The organism is Hyphomonas sp. UBA4494, assembly GCF_002388935.1.
Taxonomy (GTDB): Bacteria; Pseudomonadota; Alphaproteobacteria; order Caulobacterales; family Hyphomonadaceae; genus Hyphomonas.
The window spans coordinates 96,019-115,108 of the sequence record NZ_DGNK01000012.1 but is presented as its reverse complement, the minus strand read 5'-3'; the positions used below and the strand labels follow the sequence as shown (position 1 = coordinate 115,108).

General features: G+C 55.8%; 16 protein-coding genes. 9 read left to right on the top strand and 7 right to left on the bottom strand.

The window, feature by feature from the left end; genetic code table 11:
- Window positions 1-213: 213 nt before the first annotated feature.
- The 4 genes from B2P82_RS04680 to B2P82_RS04665 all read left to right on the top strand — a co-directional run bounded on the left by B2P82_RS04680 (window position 214) and on the right by B2P82_RS04665 (window position 3,905).
- Entirely contained in the window at window positions 214-765 is a 552-nt protein-coding gene (locus tag B2P82_RS04680; protein ID WP_290495488.1) for a heme NO-binding domain-containing protein, read from the top strand.
- 2 nt (window positions 766-767) lie between these two features.
- On the top strand, window positions 768-2,459 hold the full coding sequence (locus B2P82_RS04675) for a hybrid sensor histidine kinase/response regulator (protein ID WP_290495486.1): 1,692 nt from the start codon (window positions 768-770) through the stop codon (window positions 2,457-2,459).
- Window positions 2,460-2,473: 14 nt separating this feature from the next.
- Window positions 2,474-3,079, top strand: a complete 606-nt coding sequence (locus B2P82_RS04670) for a response regulator transcription factor (RefSeq protein ID WP_290495484.1) — start codon at window positions 2,474-2,476, stop codon at window positions 3,077-3,079.
- Window positions 3,080-3,230: 151 nt separating this feature from the next.
- A complete protein-coding gene (locus B2P82_RS04665; protein WP_290495482.1) occupies window positions 3,231-3,905 on the top strand; it encodes a Crp/Fnr family transcriptional regulator in 675 nt (224 codons plus the stop codon).
- 161 nt (window positions 3,906-4,066) lie between these two features.
- Here the strand turns inward: B2P82_RS04665 and B2P82_RS04660 are convergent, their stop codons facing one another.
- Window positions 4,067-4,426: a hypothetical protein gene (locus B2P82_RS04660; RefSeq protein ID WP_290495480.1), complete on the bottom strand. Its 360-nt coding sequence runs from the start codon at window positions 4,424-4,426 to the stop codon at window positions 4,067-4,069.
- A gap of 223 nt (window positions 4,427-4,649) precedes the next feature.
- On the opposite strand from B2P82_RS04660, the gene B2P82_RS04655 reads away from it, so the two are divergent.
- The gene (locus B2P82_RS04655) at window positions 4,650-5,585 is read left to right on the top strand and encodes a bifunctional enoyl-CoA hydratase/phosphate acetyltransferase (protein ID WP_290495479.1); all 936 of its coding nucleotides are present in this window, start codon (window positions 4,650-4,652) and stop codon (window positions 5,583-5,585) included.
- Window positions 5,582-6,757, top strand: a complete 1,176-nt coding sequence (locus tag B2P82_RS04650) for an acetate/propionate family kinase (RefSeq protein WP_290495477.1) — start codon at window positions 5,582-5,584, stop codon at window positions 6,755-6,757. The genes B2P82_RS04655 and B2P82_RS04650 overlap by 4 nt, the downstream gene beginning before the upstream one ends.
- Here the strand turns inward: B2P82_RS04650 and B2P82_RS04645 are convergent.
- From B2P82_RS04645 to B2P82_RS04630, 4 genes are read right to left on the bottom strand one after another with little or no spacing between them, the layout of a single operon-like run.
- Entirely contained in the window at window positions 6,754-8,046 is a 1,293-nt protein-coding gene (locus B2P82_RS04645; RefSeq protein ID WP_290495475.1) for an efflux RND transporter periplasmic adaptor subunit, read from the bottom strand. The two genes, B2P82_RS04650 and B2P82_RS04645, sit on opposite strands and share 4 nt — an antisense overlap.
- Window positions 8,047-8,050: 4 nt before the next feature.
- Window positions 8,051-10,414 (bottom strand): ABC transporter permease, encoded by a 2,364-nt coding sequence (locus tag B2P82_RS04640; RefSeq protein ID WP_290495474.1) that lies wholly within the window; start codon window positions 10,412-10,414, stop codon window positions 8,051-8,053.
- Between the two features lie 5 nt (window positions 10,415-10,419).
- On the bottom strand, window positions 10,420-11,160 hold the full coding sequence (locus B2P82_RS04635; protein WP_349679728.1) for an ABC transporter ATP-binding protein: 741 nt from the start codon (window positions 11,158-11,160) through the stop codon (window positions 10,420-10,422).
- Between the two features lie 19 nt (window positions 11,161-11,179).
- On the bottom strand, window positions 11,180-12,052 hold the full coding sequence (locus tag B2P82_RS04630) for a universal stress protein (protein WP_290495470.1): 873 nt from the start codon (window positions 12,050-12,052) through the stop codon (window positions 11,180-11,182).
- A gap of 193 nt (window positions 12,053-12,245) precedes the next feature.
- On the opposite strand from B2P82_RS04630, the gene B2P82_RS04625 reads away from it, so the two are divergent.
- The 3 genes from B2P82_RS04625 (at window position 12,246) to B2P82_RS04615 (ending at window position 16,106) form a co-directional block, all read left to right on the top strand.
- A complete protein-coding gene (locus B2P82_RS04625) occupies window positions 12,246-14,918 on the top strand; it encodes a cation-translocating P-type ATPase (RefSeq protein ID WP_290495468.1) in 2,673 nt (890 codons plus the stop codon).
- A gap of 98 nt (window positions 14,919-15,016) precedes the next feature.
- A complete protein-coding gene (locus B2P82_RS04620; RefSeq protein WP_290495467.1) occupies window positions 15,017-15,532 on the top strand; it encodes a CC0125/CC1285 family lipoprotein in 516 nt (171 codons plus the stop codon).
- Between the two features lie 136 nt (window positions 15,533-15,668).
- Window positions 15,669-16,106 (top strand): baeRF12 domain-containing protein, encoded by a 438-nt coding sequence (locus B2P82_RS04615; protein WP_290495465.1) that lies wholly within the window; start codon window positions 15,669-15,671, stop codon window positions 16,104-16,106.
- Window positions 16,107-16,110: 4 nt separating this feature from the next.
- Here B2P82_RS04615 and B2P82_RS04610 read toward each other — a convergent pair whose 3' ends face one another.
- Window positions 16,111-18,384 carry a putative bifunctional diguanylate cyclase/phosphodiesterase gene (locus tag B2P82_RS04610; protein WP_290495463.1) on the bottom strand — a complete coding sequence of 758 codons (2,274 nt, stop codon included), beginning with the start codon at window positions 18,382-18,384 and terminating at the stop codon, window positions 16,111-16,113.
- Between the two features lie 37 nt (window positions 18,385-18,421).
- A complete protein-coding gene (locus B2P82_RS04605; protein ID WP_290495461.1) occupies window positions 18,422-19,078 on the bottom strand; it encodes an AraC family transcriptional regulator in 657 nt (218 codons plus the stop codon).
- Between the last annotated feature and the right edge of the window lie 12 nt (window positions 19,079-19,090).

Sequence of the window (19,090 nt, the reverse complement as noted above, 5' to 3'; positions counted from 1 at the left end):
AGTACTAAGCTCGAGGGCACAATCGGCCTTTATTGTAGTGCGGTATATTCTCCGGAAGGACGGTCTTGCAGCGCAAAGGGCGGGGCCGACCTGACCTTTTGGTCAGGTAGTTCGCTCAATCGATCACTGGTATTTAATCAAAAGGCATAAAAGCCTTGGCGCGATCGGGCCGAGGTCTGCTGCTTCGCTGTATTTGGGATGAACTGGAGCCAAATGATGAAGGGAGTTGTGTTCAGACAGTTTCTGGAATTCGCAGAAAAGGAGTTCGGCGAAGCCAAAATCGACGAATTGCTGCGCACGACCGACTTGGAATCGGCTGGAGTATATACGAATGTCGGATATTACGACCATGTCGAAATGCTGACATTGGTTACCGCGCTCTCAAATCGAACAGGCCGGTCAGCACGACAACTCCTGGTTGGCTTTGGACGCAGTCTCTTCCCCACACTTATTGCGGGTCACCCTCAAGACGGCATCAGCCATGCCTTTGACTTGATCGAACGCATACATGGCGTCATTCACCGTGATGTTCGTAAACTGTATCCCGATGCTGAAGTGCCGGATATCCAGCCCAGATCTCGTGATGGAGACCGCGAAATGCGCATCACATACGCCTCGGGACGACCCATGGCCGATTTATGTGAAGGCATGATCATGGCGGCTCTTGATCACTATAATAAACTCGAAGATTTTGAGATTGTGCGAACCGATAGTAAACATCGGTACCTCTATAATGCGGAATTTCATGTATTCCGCAGGGATTGAACTTGAGCGAAAGTGATGAAAATCTCGCACGGCTAAAACGGAAGCTCGAGAGAGAGTCTGCTGCACGCACGGCTGCGGAAAACCTGTTGGAAGTTCGATCCGCTGAACTTTATGAAATCACCGAGCAGCTCCGCGAAGAAGCCCTTCAGGTCAAACACTTGTCAACCGCGATTGATGTGTCTGCTGACGGTGTTGCCATCACCAACAAGGATGGCGTCTTCACCTACATGAATCCGACCCATGCCAGTATGTTCGGGTATGCCTACGCCAGTGAGTGTATCGGACGATCCTGGACGATTTTGTACGCCAAGGACACGTTGCGCCGATTTGAACGCGACATTTTTCCTCTCTTCCAGCAAAATGGGTATTGGCGCGGCGAAGTCGCTGGCATTGCCAATGATGGTTCAAAAGTACATCAGGATCTGTCGCTGACGGCGATCGCGGATGGAGGCATCCTCTGCTCCACACGCGATGTGGGCATCATTCGACGCCGTGAAGCCCAACGAGAACAATTGCACGAAATGCTGCTCGACGCTGAACGGCGCGATGCTCTCGGCCGTATGGCAAAATCAGTTGGGCACGACTTTGCAAACATACTGGCCATCATAAATGCCTCCGCACAATTGCTGACAGATGAAGGACAGGCTGACATTTCCGAATTGTTGATAGAGCGCATTCTCCAATCCTGTAATCAGGCCAATGATCTGGTCGAAGACCTGATGCATTTCGATACCGAACCAGAGCAAAAAGTCTGCTCCCTGAACGACCTCGTGCGGGATGTCAGCGAACTCAACAGCAACCAGTTTCTGGCAACGCAGGGCTTCGAAACCCTGGTGACCGCAAGCAAGCTCATCTGCGAAACCGACCCAACCCTGTTTTCCCGAATGGTCTTCAATCTGGTCAAGAATGCGCGCGAGGCCATCAACGAGAATGGTAGTGTCTACCTCTCCCTGGAGCAGATTGATGAAGACACTTCAGTGGAACCTGACTTTCACCCATCCGCAATTTGCAACCGTGGAGACTGCCAGTCATTCCCGGCGGCGCGCCTGATCGTGCGCGACGATGGAGTCGGCATGTCTCAAAAAGCTCTTGATACAGCTTTTTTGCCATTTCAGTCGACCAAAGGTACCGGTCGCGGGCTTGGACTGGTTACGGTTGATGCCCTGTTACAGGGTCAGATGGGCCGAATGCGCGCTTTCAGCCGCCCCGGCGAAGGGACGATGGTCGCGATCGACTTGCCCTTGCTGGATGCACGCGCCCCCAGAACGTTTCCCAATTCCATCAACGACCCCGATAAGCCAAGTACGGGCGCTCAAGGCGCACTGGTCATAGACGATGATCAATTTCAAGTGGACCTTGTCGTCACCCTGTTGAGAGAATTCGGTTGGGATGCTGTGGGTTTTACAAATCCGGTCGCCGCACTTGGCGTCTTCAAAGTTGCACCCTGGGCCTTCGAGTTGATTGTAACAGACCGTCGCATGCCACAAATGAGCGGTGATGAGCTGGTTCTCGAATTGCTGGATGTCCGGTCAGACATCCCCGTCGTAATGAGTTCCGGCGCTCTCGCATCCCCTCTGCCAGCCGGTCTGGCCGCGACCATTGCCAAACCACTGTCTCGTGAGAAATTATGGGCAACCCTGCACAAGATTGGCAAAACTGCGCCGGCACATCCACCATTGTCAGCGAACGAGTGAATCGGATTTACAGTATGCGCCTTCTAATTGCCGATGATCATGATCTCGTGCTGGACGCCGTCCGGTCACTGCTGGAGCACGAATTGCCCGATGCGAAGATTACCATCATGCGCGATGGCGATGTCGTCAGGACCGCTCTTCAGAATGGCGATCGCTATGATCTCGCTTTGCTGGACCTGCGGATGCCGGGCATCACGGGTGTTCAGGACGTCAAAGAGCTTATTGCCATGTTTTCCGATCAACCGATTGCGATCCTGTCAGGTGTTGCAGGGCAGATGGAGGTAACTGCTCTATTGGAAAGTGGCGCCCGGGGCTTTATCCCCAAGACCATGCCGGGCGACGGCTTGGTCGCCGCGGTCCGTCTTATTCTGGCAGGACAGGTTTTCAGTCCCACCCAGACCGACAAGAGTCAGGGAGCAGACGGCTCAAGTCTCACCCCACGTGAACGCGAAGTGCTGTTCTGCCTGCAGCGAGGGGAATCCAACAAACAGATCGCCCGGTTGCTCGACATTCAGGAAACAACAGTAAAGCTACACTTGCGGTCGTTGGCCTTGAAACTGGAAGCACGCAATCGCACCGAAGTGGTCGTCAAGGCGATCCAGTCCGGTCTAATCGCATAGATAACCGTCTCATGAGCACGTCATTCAAGAAGCGGCGCACGCCGGCTTGTTTTCTCGTGCCCCACTTATTCCAATATGCGTATTCTTCCGGAGTGTCCGCGCCACCGCTTTGCACCACTCTTCGTTGATGGATCAAAGTTAGGAGAATGGCATGGCACGGTTTGCAGCAGTTCCTGAAGCACATGCGAGCTTAGCTAGCGCACGACAAGTGTACGCCCCCGGGACTCATCTTTTCCATCAAGGCGATATTGAGCGAGGCATCCACAAGATTGTATCGGGTACCGTGACCGTTTACCGAGTCACGGCGGATGGACATCGCCAGATCGAAGCATTTTCCGGCCCAGGTGAATATGTCTCTCTGTGTTTGTGCGCCACCAGTCCGACAAGTGCAGAAGCGCTAAGCCGCGTGGAAACAAACTATGTGAGCCGTGAAGCTTTTGAGCGATGCCTTCTGCAAGACGCGCAATTTCGACAGACGGTGTTTCGCGAGATAGACAAGGCGTCCGCAGACGCGCGCCGTCAGGCCACATTGCTAGCCTGTCGCTGTGCGAAGGAGCGGGTAGCAGATTTCGTGCTTTTCCTTGATTCACGCTTTGCACCCAAAGCCGATGGCTACACACCTATTCGAATGAGCCGGTGTGACATCGCCGATCATCTGGGCCTGACAATTGAAACCGTCAGCCGCATGCTCAACCAGTTCAAGCAAAATGGCGTCATCGACATGCCTCGGGCTGATCGGTTTCGCCTAAGAAACCGTCAATATCTCAACCGCCTGGCCGGCCAAAATGATGAAGCTGATAGCAGACCACACGGACTGGCCCTGTAAGTCAGTCCTCTTTACAATCCGTTGATCCCCGTACGGCGTATGGTGCGGTGACTTTCCAAGCAGGAAATTTCGGCGAGTGATCTTGTACTCGCGGAACACTAATACGTCCGGAGGCAAATTTTTCACCTCCGACTACAGGCTAAGCTATGCGCGCCTTAATGCTATTCAGAGGATGAACTATCCAGTGTAATTGCGACGAAGCGGTCGAACTGGTCGACATAGTCATGCGCTGCTTCGCTGGCTGCGCGAAACCAAACTGCGACACCCTGTTGTGGGGATCTACAAGTGCCAAGTTCGCTCATGAAAGAAATGTCCTTCCGCAGGCGCCTGTTGTAGAATTTCGCCATGTCCTGACTTGCCTCCATGAAGTGCTTCATGCTGTCGGCACCAAATTGCATCGTGTCGGCTACCGGGTTCGGTATCGCGCTATTGGGAATGAAACCTGTTCCGTTTGTGCCGACTTGCGGACTTGGTTTCGGGCTCGCTGTCGCTTTCGGAGTCTGGGATTTTGTCTGGGCCATGGCATTTCTCCTGCAAGGGTTGATGTATGCGAGTTTGAGCTCTGTCTTTTGCCATTCAACCAATGTCTATCTCGCCTTGAAATACGCATTACCCCTGAATTCACGTACTTCTACGGGCTTGCCGAAATGTCTCCATCAGGATTGAGTGTACAAAACAATCTTCTGGAGAAAGTGATCGCATGATCCGCACAATTCGATATCCCGCAAAAAGCCGACCCAAGTCGTGACCAGCGATATGGACGGCAAGTTCGATTGGCTCGTTGCGAAAGCTGCATCTCAATCGGGCCCCACATTGCGCGTTGCGGTTATGCATCCTGTAGACGCCTCCAGCCTGAAGGGTGCTTTGGACGCGGCGGAGGCAGGTATCATGTTGCCCATCCTGGTGGGACCGATTGCAAAAATGTCGGCCGCAGCGGAATCGGCGGGCCTGGACATCTCTGGCCTTGTGCAAATTGAAGCACCCTACAGCCACGCAGCCGCAGCACGATCCGTAGAGCTGATCCATGAAGGCGAGGCAGATGCCCTCATGAAGGGCGCACTCCACACAAATGAAATGATGGCTGAAGTCGTCAAACGCGACGGCGGCTTGCGCACTGACCGGCGCATGAGCCATGTGTTCCTGCTCTCCACCGCCGGTTATCATAAACCGTTGCTGATCAGTGATGGCGCCCTCAACATTGCGCCTGACCTCACCTCGAAACGCTGGATAACGCAAAACGCAATTGACGCGGCCCGTGCCATCAACATCGATCCGCCAAAAGTCGCCATCCTGTCTGCAACCGAAGAGGTGGACCCGATCATACCGTCCACCCTGGATGCAGCCGCCCTGTGCAAGATGGCGGACCGAGGTCAGATCAAAGGCGGCATCGTGGACGGTCCGCTTGCGTTTGACCTAGCTGTCTCACCTGAATCGGTCGCAACCAAAGGCCTGAAGTCTCCGGTTGCCGGGGATGCAGATATTCTGATCGTTCCCGCCATCGAGGCTGGAAACATGTTGGCCAAACAACTGGACTATCTAGCCAGCGCATCAGCGGCTGGAATTGTTCTGGGTGCCAGTGTTCCGATTATTCTGACCAGCCGCGCCGACAGCGCCGAGGAGCGACTGGCTTCATGCGCCTTTGCGTCAGCCGTGGCGCGCTGGCAGCGAGACCAACCATGACGCGCCGCGCTGTCGCAACATTCAATGTGGGTTCTTCCAGCCTCAAATTCTCGATGTTCGAAATCGACGCTGTCGGCGAGCTGGGAGAATGCCTCTTTCGCGGCGCTTTGCGCGATCTTTCCGGCGCGCGACGCGTGGACGTATCAGACTCGGAAAAAGTGAAGCCGCTTCAGAGCGTCATAGCCAGCATATCTGATCCAAAGCATTTGATCACTGCGCTTGCGACCTGGCTAACCGGGCCGGAGGTCGGCGTGACCCTTTCCGGTATAGGACACAGGATCGTGCATGGCGGCACCCTGTTTGAGGGCCCGGTCGCCGTTAGCGACAGGGCTATTGAGCGCTTACAGGCCCTCGCAGTCTTCGCGCCAGCGCACCAACCGCATAATCTCGCGGGCGTGCAAGCCGTTGCAAATGCCCTGCCCGATATCCGTCAAACCTTGTCATTCGACACGGCGTTCCACAGGACCATGCCGCACATTGCCGAACTCTACGCCCTGCCCCGTGCGCTAAGCGAGCAGGGCATATTGCGCTTCGGATTTCATGGATTGTCATATGTGCACATCGCAGAAACTCTTGGTGAGGTTCTGGGCGCGCGTCCAAACCGTGTGCTTGCCTTGCATCTGGGCAGCGGCGCAAGCGCCTGCGCCATGATTGACGGGAAAAGCATCGCCACATCCATGGGCCTGACCGCACTTGATGGCTTGCCCATGGCGACTCGCTGCGGGGATCTGGATCCGGGCGTGGTCCTGCACCTGATCAAGGATCGTGCTATGCCAGTCGAAGAGGTTTCCGACCTGCTTTATACGAAGTCTGGCCTACTTGGCGTCTCGGGCATATCGGGAGATACCAAAACGCTTCTGGAAAGCCCTGCCCAAGAGGCGAAAGAAGCTATCGATCTATATTGCTACAGGATCGCCAGCCAATGCGGCTCACTTGCCGTAGATATGAAAGGGTTTGACGCAATTGTATTCTCGGGCGGAGTCGGCGAGAACGCACCAGCAATCCGCTCACGAATTATTCAACACCTCGATTGGCTAGGTCCAACTCTTGACGACGCCGCGAACGAAGCGAATGCAGAAGTTCTGTCTCCCAAGGGGGCGTCGGTGCCGGTGGTGCGCGTTGTCGCGGATGAAGAGCGCATCATTGCGCGCGAATGTGCCTCTCTTCTCTAGCGGATCAGAAAATCGCAGCCACCTACAGTATTGTCCCAAGTGGCCGATAGCTGCACTGCTGCTGACTCTGAACCGTCCTGCGCCTCGGAAGTCGGCTGTGGAGCTTCACGTGCGCGCACCAACACCTTGTCGACAATCCGGCTCGAAGGGTGCTCTACTAGCAAATCTCCCTCTTCAAGACCCAACAGTATCTCTGCCTCCTGGCCATTCAAATGCCCGATCGTTACTTGACGCAAGCGGGCGCGACCGTTTTCGATGCGATAGACGGACCAGTTGCGATCCTGCTTGAACAATGCGGTTATTGGAATAGTGAGAACATTGTCCTGCGACCAGATCTGGACAGCTACGTCCACCCTGTATCCATGACCCAGCCGGTCCGCAGGCTGGCCTTGCAGCAAGTCCACGACAACATTCACGCGCTGCTCCTCAATCCCGAGTGCGGATATTTTTGTGAAGGCAAAAGGCTCAATTTGCCGAACCTTACCTTGCAGGACGGGACCACCCCAATCCGAGATGATCACAGGATCTCCGGGTGAAATGCGCACCGCATCCTCAGACAACAGATCCGCCACGATCTCGATCTCCTCAGGATCCCCAACTTCCACAAGAGGTGCGCCCTGTGCCACCGGCCCCTCGCTCTGGCGAAGGCGCCGCAGCAAAACCCCATCGATAGGTGCGATGACATCGATCAGTTCTCCGCCCTCATCCTCACTGCTCGGGCGAAGCGCAGCGCGGGCGGCTGCCAGTTCCTGCCGGCGCATGGCAAGTGCAGCTTCCGCAGCCCGAGCAGCCGCCTGCAGCGTCGTCTCTTCCGCTTCGGCCCGCTCCAGCATCTGGCGCGATATTGCTCCACCTGGCGCCAGCAGCCGATAGCGATTGGCATCCGTGGTGGCATGGTTCAGTTCGGACCGAACCCGGTCGAGTTCCGCCTTGGACGCCGTCACAGCAGCAGCGGCAGCATCGGCAACCGCCGACAGTTGCTTTTGGGATCGACTGTCCAGCACAGGCGCAGCCACGGGACGGATGCCTGCGACGATTGTCTCCCCTTGATATACGCAGTCGCCTGCTTCGAGGCTGATCCGCTCCAATTGCCCTGAGACGGGCGCGGAGATTTCAAAGACATCATGAATGCGCGTCTTGCCTTCCTCATTTACGGAAACGGTCATCGACCCCCTGCTTGCATTCACTATATCTACGTCGATGGCGCGGGGTGAGAATGCCCAGACCGCCAGCGCCAGCACAATTATGGCGATGACAGCCCAAAACAGAAGACGATTGCGAAGGGCCATGAGGTCACTCCCGGGTTTTCAAAACGGCGATAAGGTCGAGCGATTTCACGCGCTGGCGCACGAATAGAGCAGCGGCGATCGATGACACGATCACAATGGAGGCGGCCAGCCCGTGCGTGGAGGGGGCGACTGTAATCGGCACTCGGAATAATTCAGTCGCCATTGATGTCGCCACCAGATAGGCGAGCCCCATTCCCATAGCCCCACCCAGCGGCAGAGCCAGAAAAACCAGCAAGGCCAATTCTCCAATCAAGATGTACGATACCTCGCCTTCCGAAAATCCGAGCACACGCAGGCTGGCCAACTCGCGACCTCGCTCAGTCAGGCCGATACGCGCAGCATTGTAAACGACCGCCGCGGCAATCGCACCGCCAATCAAAGCGTAGATTGTCATCATGATATTGATGTTCTCTTCCATTGAGTCATTGAAATTCTCAATCGAAGCGCGCTGGAGAGAGACGCTGGCAATCCCGGGGCGCTCCAGAACCGCAGCGCTGAAGACTGCCTCCCTGTCAGGATCAATCATGGCATAAACACCGCTGACGACATTGCTTTCACCCAAGGCGCGCTCTAGCGAATCCACATCCATGAAGGCTGGCCATCCCATGGCTTCATTCACAATGGCCGTAACGGACACATCCAGCGTAGGCCTTTCCCCTTCAAGCACTTCCAGACTGACCCGATCACCGCGCCCGACATTGATCATTCCTGCCAGCTGCGAAGACACAGCCAATCCTCGATCCGGAACACCCAGGAATTTATCCTGATCATCCAGCAGCCGCCGCAGCCGGCCGTCAGGCTCCACACCCACCAACCTCACCCGTTCGTCCAACTGGCCATACCTCACGCGGGTAGAGATGTCCCGGTTAGGCTGCACCGAAAGCACACCCGGCATTCGCTCTATTTCTCGCACAGCGCCAATGTTTGTCGGTTCGACAAAGTTAATTGCGACGTCATATGCATCCGTGCGGTGAAAGTGCTGCTCCATCATTTCGTCAATTGAATCGAACGCAAACAAAGTCCCCACCAGCAAGGCTTGCGCCGCCGCAACGCCTATGACGGTCACGCCTGCACGCACGGGCCACCGCGTGACATGCCTCAGGATCATGCGGGTTGGCTCATCAAAGTGTATGTGTGCGAACGCACGCTGAACCGGTCCTTTTCCATAAACGGTTGGCGGCGCAGCAGACATTGCCTCGGCTGGCACTAGCTTCGCTGCAGATCGCGCGGACCCGACTGCGCCAAATATCGCGGCAAGGGTTGCAGCCCCCCCACCGATCACAAATGCCGACGGATCCAGCCGGAAAATCATATCGGGAAACCGGAAGCTATCCGTATAGAGATTGGTCATCAAGCGCGCCAGTGCTGCGCCAAGGACAAAACCAACGAGGATACCGCCGGTCACCATGCCCAACGCCATCTTCACATAGTGCCAGGCGATTTCCCACTCATCGAAACCGAAAGCTTTCAGCAAACCAATCTGCTGGCGCTCCGTCGCGATCAGTCGCGCCAGAATCGCATTTATCAGCATGGCTGACACAATCAGGAATATTGGCGGTATGATCGCAGCGATCGATGCCAGTTGCTGCATCTCGCTTTCAATGAACGCATTGGACAATTGATCTTCCGCGCCATAAGCCCCGCCAGTGCCGTATGGCTCCAACAATTTGTCCAGCGAGTCGATCACCCCTTGTGGGTTGGCTCCGGGACTGAGAGAGACGCTCACACTGTTGAACGCTCCATCCAGATCAAAGGCCGCTTCAAGTGCCCTACGGCTTAGCCAGAAGATAGCGAAACGTTTTTCATCAGGTAGCAGACCGCTCGGGCCCAGCATGTAGACATGCTCTGGGGAATCCCCCACCCCGACAATCTCTAGGTCACGCGCACGTCCATTGATGATGGCGCGTACATGGCTGCCCAGCGTAAACCCGTGCGCATCTACGAACGCCTTGGAAACCACTGCCTCGTCCGGGCGGCTGGGATCGGGGAAGCGTCCGGAATACAGCAGGACGCCGTTCAGTCTTGGTTTTCCGTTCTCAGGCACCGACACCAATTGAGCGTTCGCTGGCTCGCGCATGCCTTCAATGTCCAGTGTTACAAGGCGAGAAATGCGTGTTTCGATGGTTCGGACGCCATCAATCTCCGCGATTTCATTTGCGAGTCGCTCGGGCGCGCGCTTCGCATTCGAGAAGACGTAAGCAAATCGAAACCGGTCGTAATAAGTATCGCGGCTCAACTCGAGAGACGATATCGCACCTAGCGCCATCACCATGATCGCTACGCCGCACGCCACAATCGCGCCCACCGCCAGCCCCTGACCGCGCATATGCAACAGATCCCGCAACAATTTGCGGTCCAGCGCTGACATCCATCCTACCATGACAAATCAGCCGGTTTTTTTGCCCTGCCGACTTCTTCAACATCCACAATGCGCCCATCAGACAGCCGAATTGTGCGGTCCGACATTTCGGAGATACCGATATTGTGCGTGATGACGACCGTTGTCGCGCCGAGTTCTCTGTTTACATGGTCAAGCGCTTCCAGAACCTGGATTCCGGTCTTGCTGTCGAGGGCACCGGTTGGCTCATCGCAAAAGAGCAATGCGGGTCGCTTTGCGATTGCTCGTGCAACGGCCACGCGCTGTTGTTCGCCCCCGGACAGTTCAGCTGGGAAGTGATCTAGGCGCGCACTCAGCCCAACCATGGCAAGGGCGTCTTCAGGGGGTATGGGATCGCGTGCAATTTCTGTCACCAGCGCCACATTCTCACGCGCTGTCAGGCTGGGTACGAGATTGTAGAATTGGAAGATAAAGCCAACATGGTGCCGGCGGTACCGGGTCAATCCGGCGTCCGACCTCCGGGTAAGTGACTTGCCTTCGAACTGGACATCCCCCTCGGTCGGGCGATCAAGTCCTCCGAGAATGTTGAGCAAGGTGGACTTTCCGCTGCCGGACGCTCCCAGCATGACCAACAATTCGCCGCGCCGAACGTCCAGATCAACCCCGCGCAACGCCTGAACTTTGACCTCACCCGTGTTATAGACCTTGGTCAGCCCCCGGGCAGACAGAAGCACGCCCGTATCGGTATCTGCATACGATGCCGGTGCAGGCGTCAACACGTTCATCCACGCCCCCCTAATGAACCATCAAGATTGGCAAGTCTGCATGCTGGATCATGTGCAAGGTCACGCCGCCTATGATGGATTCACGCAACCGGGAATGAGAGTAACCGCCCATCAAGACAACATCGCTGTTGCTCGCTTCGCATTGATTGAGAATTCGTTCCGCAATTGGCCGCTCCGGCCACTCCACGTGACGGCTCGTGACCAGAACCCCTGCCCGCTCGAGCCACAGCTTTGCCTGCTCAAGGCTCGGCGTGGCTGCGTCCGTTTCCCCAATCGTCAGCAGTGTCGTCTCGTCACTTTGCAATAGTAGGGGAAGAGCCGCACGGACGACTCTTGATGCCTGCAGGCTGCCATCCCATGCGACCAGCGGTCGGCGCGGTACGGCGCTCAGGCCAGAACGCGGCGTAAGGAAAACTGGCGCACCCGATTGCATCAACACGGCTTCAAACAACTCACGCTCCGGATGCGCCCCCTTGGCATCGGGAATTGCCACGACGACAAGGTCTGCCGCACGTGCCGAAAGACCGTAATTGAGCGGGAATTGTCCAACTTCTTCTGTCCACGAAGCGGTCACACCGTTTTGTTTCAACGCCTCCGGTACCGGCACGACATGGGCGTCCGAAGCAGCGCAGAGATCTTCGAACTTCGTTCGCAACGCGCGGGCATAGCGGCCCGCGGCTTCATCATGCCCCTCCATTGCCATCACGGTGGCTGAGGCAGATGCTGGATAGAACTCCATGGGCGGGTAGCCTGTAAAGCGCGGACGCACATGTTGAGCCATCACATGGCCCTTGAACGCACCCGCGAGCAACAAGGCTGTCTCTGACACCAGTCTTGCTGTTTCTTCAAAAGCGAGCGGAGCGAAGATTGTCTTGAACGTCATGGGAGTAAACCTCTCAAGTCGACCGCGAGATCGAATACCTCATGATCGCATGACACTATACTCACCCGCACCACCCCGTCTCCATCCGTACTTCTACGGAGACGCGAACCACACGCAATCATGTATCTGTTCCGCATCCCGACACAGGATCCGGACCACGCCCATGCATGATCATCGGCCACCCCCCAACCATATGTCAGTACCTGTTCATGCAGAACCGACTGAAGCGGCTTTGGAACGCCTCTCGTCCTCCCGGCTTGGACTGACACAGGCTGAAGCGGCAGCCCGTTTGAGTGAATACGGATTAAACAGGACGCCCCGCGGACGCAGAACGCCACTTCTGCTACGGTTCCTGCGCCACTTCCACAATGCCCTGATCTATGTGCTCATCGCCTCAGCCGCCGTCACATGGTGGCTCGGTCATCCCGTCGATACGGCCGTGATCCTGTTCGTAGTGATGGCCAATGGTGTCATCGGCTTCATTCAGGAAGGCCGCGCTGAATCCGCCATGGAAGCGATCGCTACCCTACTCTCACCTCACGCTGCCGTGCTGCGAGATGGAGACAGGGTGACGGTCGACGCCGAAACCCTGGTTCCGGGGGATATCGTGCTCGTTGAGGCTGGAGATCGAATTCCGGCAGACCTTCGACTGATAGAATCCAGCGGCCTGAAAATTCAGGAAGCAATCCTGACTGGAGAATCTGTACCTGTCGAAAAATCCGTGGAACCGTCGCGCACCGATGCGGTCCTGGGCGACCGTTCGAGTTCTGCATTCAGTGGCACTATTGTCACTGCTGGGCAGGCCGAGGGATTGGTCACCGCAACAGGCGTCAATACGGAGATCGGCCGGATCAGCAGCATGCTGTCGTCTGTGGACGAGCTGCAGACGCCATTGCTGCGCCAGATGAATGCCTTCGCCAAATGGCTGACCATTCTGATCCTGCTGATTGGCTCAGCCTTGCTCTCATATGGCGTGTTCATCAGACATGCCGACTTTTCCGAAACCTTCATGTCCGTGGTTGGCGTGTCGGTTGCGGCCATTCCGGAAGGCCTGCCAGCAGTCCTGACCATCACCATGGCGATAGGTGTTCGGGCTATGGCTGGACAGAATGCAATCATTCGACGTCTGCCTGCTATCGAAACCCTGGGCGCTGTCTCCGTCATCTGCACGGACAAGACCGGCACATTAACTCACAATGAAATGACAGTCTCAGCACTCATCATCGCATCACAGGCATTCGATGTGACAGGAGATGGATACACGCCAAGCGGGGATATTACGCCATCGCCGTCGGAGACCATCCGTCCTGTATTTGAGCTACTCGCGGAAACGGCGGCGCGCTGCAACGATTCCAGTCTGGCAAAGGAGGGAGACGTCTGGATCGTCAGTGGAGACCCCATGGAGGGTGCACTTCTTGCCTTCGCCGGAAAGGTCCTGGGAAATGCCGAGGATGTGCGACGCGACACTCCCCGTCAGGCTGTCCTGCCCTTCGATTCTCGCCACCGCTTCATGGCTACCAAGAATTCGGGGCCGGCTGGCGTACGAATCCACGCAAAAGGTGCTCCAGAGGATATCTCGGCGCTTTGCACGCACATGATCGGTGCAGATGGAACACCGGTTCCCATCGACCGTGAAGAAATCACGGCGATTACCGCTGAATTGGCTGCGCAGGGACAGCGAGTACTTGCATTGGCCTCAGCAGAGGCCAAGCCGGACCAGGCATTGACCCCGGAAGCGCTGAAAGGCGCTTTGGTTTTTCTGGGTGTCGTGGGTCTGAAAGACCCCCCTCGCGCCGAGGCTGTGGATGCTATCGCTGAGTGTCATGCTGCTGGAATCCAGGTGAAAATGATCACTGGCGACCATGCCGGCACCGCGGCTGCCATCGCAAAGGAAATCGGACTTCCTCACCCGGGTCACGTCCTGGAAGGTCGTGATCTGGACGCGATGGATGATGTCGACCTTGTCCACGCGGCGCTGGAGACCAATGTCTTCGCGCGCACGAGCCCTGAACACAAACTGCGCCTGGTGCAGGCCCTGCAGAGCCAAAACATGATCGTGGCGATGACCGGAGACGGCGTGAATGACGCGCCTGCCCTGAAACGTGCCGATGTTGGCGTAGCAATGGGCGTCAAGGGTAGCGAAGCCGCGAAGGAGGCTGCCGCAGTCGTCCTCGCAGACGACAATTTTGCCTCGATCGCTGCCGCCGTCACTGAGGGGCGCCGGATCTACGACAATATTCGAAAACTGATCCGCTGGACTCTCCCCACCGGTGGCGGGGAATCCAGTGTCGTGATTCTGGCACTTCTGTTCGGCACGACGCTTCCAGTGACAGCAATCCAGATATTGTGGATCAATCTGATCACGGAAATGACCCTTGGTTTCGCACTCGCCCTGGAACCTCTTGAGCCCAGAAGTATGCAACAGCCCCCTCGCAAGCGCGATGCGACTTTGCTAGACGGTGGATTGCTCGCAGACATCGTCGTTGCAACTATCCTTTTCGCGGCTGCCGTCTTCGCAGTCTTCACCTATACGCTAGATCAGTCCGCCTCCATTGAGCTGGCCCGGACGGTTGCGTTCAACACGCTTGTTGTTCTCCAGATCGCCTACCTGTTTTTCGTTCGCTATCTACATGGAGCGTCCAGCACACTGGACGGGCTGAAGGGCACACCCTCTGTATGGGTGGCACTCTCGATTGTCATGGTCGGTCAACTGATGGCGACCTACCTTCCAGCTGCGCAGAGTATATTTGGCACCGTCTCGCTTTCTCCCTTTTACGCTTCCATCGTAGTCGGTACCGGGATTGCGGTGTTTGGTTTGCTCGAAGTGGAAAAGCAGATGCGGCTTGCCATGCGGCGTATCCGATAAGGACGAAGTTGTTTCAACAGTTGATAAGCATCAATAAAGGGCGCTGGCGTTTGGTTAAGGTCCATCATCTTGTCCGTATCAGTGGAGGCAATCGAATTATGGCCAATCTCAATCCCTCGCCCGTCGCATCCATCGCGTTGCTCGCCATAGCCCTGCTAACAGGTTGCGCATCGGCGCCGACTCCTTACCAGCCTGCAACTGAACTCCACGGCTATACGAGTGAAAACGTTGGCGATGGGCTGATCCGCGTAGGCTTCAGGGGGAATTCAGAGACAAGCCGAGACGAGGTAGAAGCGAGCCTGTTTCACCGTATGGTCGAGATCGCTGAAGAGGAATCCGCTGGAAGCTTCACGATTGTCGGTCGGGAGACCGCCTGCACAACAACGCTCAGAACAGCCCCCGACACGACTTGCACCTATCATCAATCTGCGGATGCCCTGTTCCCTTACTATTTCGGTGTCTATGAACTCGACAGCCCGTGGCACTCCAAGCCCAAGCGAGAATATGAAGCTGTCGCGACGATCCGACTGTCACCAGAGCCCGTTTGCGGGGATTATGCAGATTGCTTTATCACAACAGATGCGCGGGCCGCGATCAGCAAAAACCCGGAATGACTCTGGACACTGTTGCCGCCTCGATCCGCCTTGGACATCAATAGTCCTGTCTCCATGAAAGAGGTCAGGTTGATAGTTGTCAAACTGCGAAACGAATAAATCTGCACTCTGTATGCGTCATATGGGAGACTCGATTATGCATTTGCCAACCGGAGCGTTCGTCCTTGTGTGCGATGGCTCAAAAGCCCTGCTTTTGGAAAACAAGGGCGATGCCGATTTGCTGGATTTGAGAATTGCCGAGGCTCTAACGGACGACAATCCGCCGAATCGAGATCAGTCAAGTGATCGGGCCGGGCGCTTCAAGACGCCTTCAGGCGCACATGCCGCAACAGAACAGACTGACTGGCACGACATTGCAGAAGAACGCTTTCTGTCGACCGTCGCCGAGATGGCCCTGAAAGAAATAGGCCAGTCAACTCCTGCAAGCCTTGTCGTCGCAGCAGATCCTCGCTCACTCGGGAAGTTGCGTCCGATGCTGACAGATTCAGGATCGGTTTCAATCCTGGCGGAACTTAACCGCGATCTGGCGCATCACACGCTTCCAAAAATCGAAGAAGCGATCAGCAACGCGTGAGCACTCAGGCCAATTGCCCCATGCGGTCGCTTGACTTGATACCCAGTCCCAGTTGTGAAATAGGCGCAGGTCGACCGAACAGATAGCCTTGTACTTCACCAAAGCCTGCCAGGTTCACAAATCGGAACTGTTCTTCTGTCTCCACACCTTCAGCAATCACCTTGATATCCAGAACCCGACTCATGCCTGACAGAATGCCGAGGATTTGCCGGGCGCGATCACTTTCTTCCGCACGAACGAAGAATGAGCGGTCGATCTTAACCCGGTCCACCGGCAAATGCTCCAGACGGCTGAGCGAAGAATTTCCGGTCCCGAAATCATCCAAAGCGATCGTGACACCCATTTCCCGGATAACCTCAATCACCTTACACGAAGTTTCGATATTGCGCAGCACGCCCCGCTCCGTGATTTCGAGCTCCAGCAGGTGTGGGGGAAACCCCGTCTCTTGAAGTATTTCAGCGACCGATTCAGAAAAACCATCGGACAATAATTCATTGGGAGATACATTGACGCTCAACCGAATGCTGTCACCGCTCTTCGACATCCACCCGAGAACGTCTTCGCATGCCTGACGCAACACATACTGGCCGAATGCAATGATATGCCGACTTGCCTCAGCGATCTCGATGAATTCCGACGGATTGATCGATCCGTACTTGGGGTGGGTCCACCGCGCCAACGCTTCGACACCAACCAACTGGCAATCTGAGACCCGCACAATCGGCTGGTAGTACAACCCGATCTTGCCTTCATCTATTGCAGGCATGAGGTCCCGGTGAATGGACAGGCGACGCTCCAGGCGTTGACGTACTTTCGCATCGGGAACAACGCAGGAATCGCCGCCTTGTGACTTCGCTTCGTATACTGCCGCATCAGCCTGTTCCAACACGTCCGCAATGGATTCTCCCTGCAAGCCGATGGCCGCGCCAATGGACGCTGTTACATCAATCAAGCGACCATCATATGCGATTGGCTTTGATACCAAGGATCTGATCCGGTCTGCCAAGACCGAGATATCATCAAGATTCACCGCCCTGCCGACAACACAACAGAACTCATCGCCCCCAATCCGGAACACGCGAATGCTATCGTCTTTGTCGGCGAGATGTTTCAAACGACCCCCGAGTGCGATCAACGCCGCATCCCCGCCAGCATGACCATGCCGGTCATTCAATTCCTTGAACTTGTCCAAATCGATGTAGAGGACGCTCATCAAGGCAGGGCGATCATCTCTCTTGCAAGATTCGATCAGAGAATTGAATGCGTGGCGGTTCTCCAAGCCTGTTAGAAGATCCGTCGTAGCCTGCTGCTTCAGCTTCTGCTCAAATTCCTCACGTACACTGATGTCATGCGCCACGCCCAGATACCCGGTAAATTCCCCATTCTCGGAGAACCGCGGACGCCCGCTAACCTCAACGCTGCAATTGACGCCATCGGCGCGCAGAACACCCTTTATCCTCGAAAACGGCTCACGACGCTGAATAGCTCCTGTGAACACCGCCTCATCGTTTTCCCATCCAATCAGCACATCGCGCCAACGACGTCCGAGAGCGTCGCCCTTGCCGAAATAATGGACAATCTTGCCAGTCGAATCGACTTCAATATGCCAGTCCGAAGACATCTCGGCATACGAAGTAGACCGCCCCCGATATCTATTCTCCCGCTGCAGAACCTCTTTCAGCGTAGTGTAGACATTTTGTCCGAATTGTTTCGGCAGCACGGCCGCAACACAACACGCAATAGCAATCAAGCTCAGCCCGATAGCTGTAAGTGCCGAATTGTCTACTCCGCCTACAATTACGTCCAACCGGTCGGCTGGTCCCATATACCAGTTGATGAACCCGATAATGAAAGCAGTGTAGGCAAAGCTCAGCTTCATCGTGGTGAAGAGCCCCCAGATGATCGGCGTAATGCTGAGTAATAGCATTCCCACAAATATGCCTTCATGGTCCAATACAAGCATGGCGAACAAATTTGCCGGAACACTGACACAAAGCAGCAATCCCTGGAGCAACATGAATTTGCGTCTGGCTGCGAAGTAAGCAGATGCAATCAACGCTGCCGCCGTAAGAGCGTCTATGAAGGTTCCGATATTCAGTTCGTATTGACCAACCACAAGCAGGCTCGTGATCGTGATCATCATGATGATGAGGGCTGTCAGAGCACTGTAGAGGATGATCGATTGCTGCAGACGATCCGGGCTCAGAATGGATTCTGCCAGCTCATCAATCGGGCCATCCCAGGAAGACGTTTTGGATTTACTGATATATTGCTGCATGGGGATCCTCGGCCTGTAGGGTTAACCCTACCCACGCTCAGTTAGCCCTCTGCAAAAGCCGGACTGGAATATCCGCCCAATGACTTAGGATTTGATTAGGATTTCCACGGGGGCCGATGCCACTGAAGCCAAGTTGTCCTGATTCCGAATAAGAAGAATTACCCGCTCCACGAAGAGAGACTGCATAGTAAACTTCCCGGAGACGGGTTTTCCCGAATATCGCAATGTCTGATGGACTGCCGACCAACTGAATGAGGCGTAACATCGCTTCGGTAAAATCAGGGCTCCAGCCCGCAAGCGCAAGACCTCGAACCACAGCTCCTCCGGCCGACATGGCGTCGATACCGCCAATACTTTCTATTTCCATGGTGCGCTCAGTCATTACGCGCGGATCGAGCGCGATATAGACGCCGAGGAGCGGATCGTTCGGCGACGCCTTGGGCGCCCCGGCTTCGACGGGAAGGTTTAGGGAGCAGCACATGTACTGACGACTGTCATAGACATGGCGGTCTCCATCGAGGATGGCCTCTTTGGCGCCATTCAGGATTGCCATGATAAAAGGTTCATAAATGACTGGGGCGCAACCCACCGGCTCAGTTATGCGAAACAGCTGAACACCCGGTATCCCTGTTTCGAACATTCCTGCACCCGTCAACCGGGCTGCGATGAAACGCTTCAGTTCTGACTTGCTCATTGACGAAACCTA

Excerpts from the sequence above, each read along its gene's own strand:
- B2P82_RS04680 (WP_290495488.1), top strand. The coding sequence starts at position 214 with ATGATGAAGGGAGTTGTGTTCAGACAGTTTCTGGAATTCGCAGAAAAG.
- B2P82_RS04670 (WP_290495484.1), top strand. The coding sequence starts at position 2,474 with ATGCGCCTTCTAATTGCCGATGATCATGATCTCGTGCTGGACGCCGTC.
- B2P82_RS04665 (WP_290495482.1), top strand. The coding sequence starts at position 3,231 with ATGGCACGGTTTGCAGCAGTTCCTGAAGCACATGCGAGCTTAGCTAGC.
- B2P82_RS04660 (WP_290495480.1), bottom strand. The coding sequence starts at position 4,426 with ATGGCCCAGACAAAATCCCAGACTCCGAAAGCGACAGCGAGCCCGAAA.
- B2P82_RS04650 (WP_290495477.1), top strand. The coding sequence starts at position 5,582 with ATGACGCGCCGCGCTGTCGCAACATTCAATGTGGGTTCTTCCAGCCTC.
- B2P82_RS04645 (WP_290495475.1), bottom strand. The coding sequence starts at position 8,046 with ATGGCCCTTCGCAATCGTCTTCTGTTTTGGGCTGTCATCGCCATAATT.
- B2P82_RS04640 (WP_290495474.1), bottom strand. The coding sequence starts at position 10,414 with ATGTCAGCGCTGGACCGCAAATTGTTGCGGGATCTGTTGCATATGCGC.
- B2P82_RS04630 (WP_290495470.1), bottom strand. The coding sequence starts at position 12,052 with ATGACGTTCAAGACAATCTTCGCTCCGCTCGCTTTTGAAGAAACAGCA.
- B2P82_RS04625 (WP_290495468.1), top strand. The coding sequence starts at position 12,246 with ATGTCAGTACCTGTTCATGCAGAACCGACTGAAGCGGCTTTGGAACGC.
- B2P82_RS04620 (WP_290495467.1), top strand. The coding sequence starts at position 15,017 with ATGGCCAATCTCAATCCCTCGCCCGTCGCATCCATCGCGTTGCTCGCC.
- B2P82_RS04615 (WP_290495465.1), top strand. The coding sequence starts at position 15,669 with ATGCATTTGCCAACCGGAGCGTTCGTCCTTGTGTGCGATGGCTCAAAA.
- B2P82_RS04610 (WP_290495463.1), bottom strand. The coding sequence starts at position 18,384 with ATGCAGCAATATATCAGTAAATCCAAAACGTCTTCCTGGGATGGCCCG.
- B2P82_RS04605 (WP_290495461.1), bottom strand. The coding sequence starts at position 19,078 with ATGAGCAAGTCAGAACTGAAGCGTTTCATCGCAGCCCGGTTGACGGGT.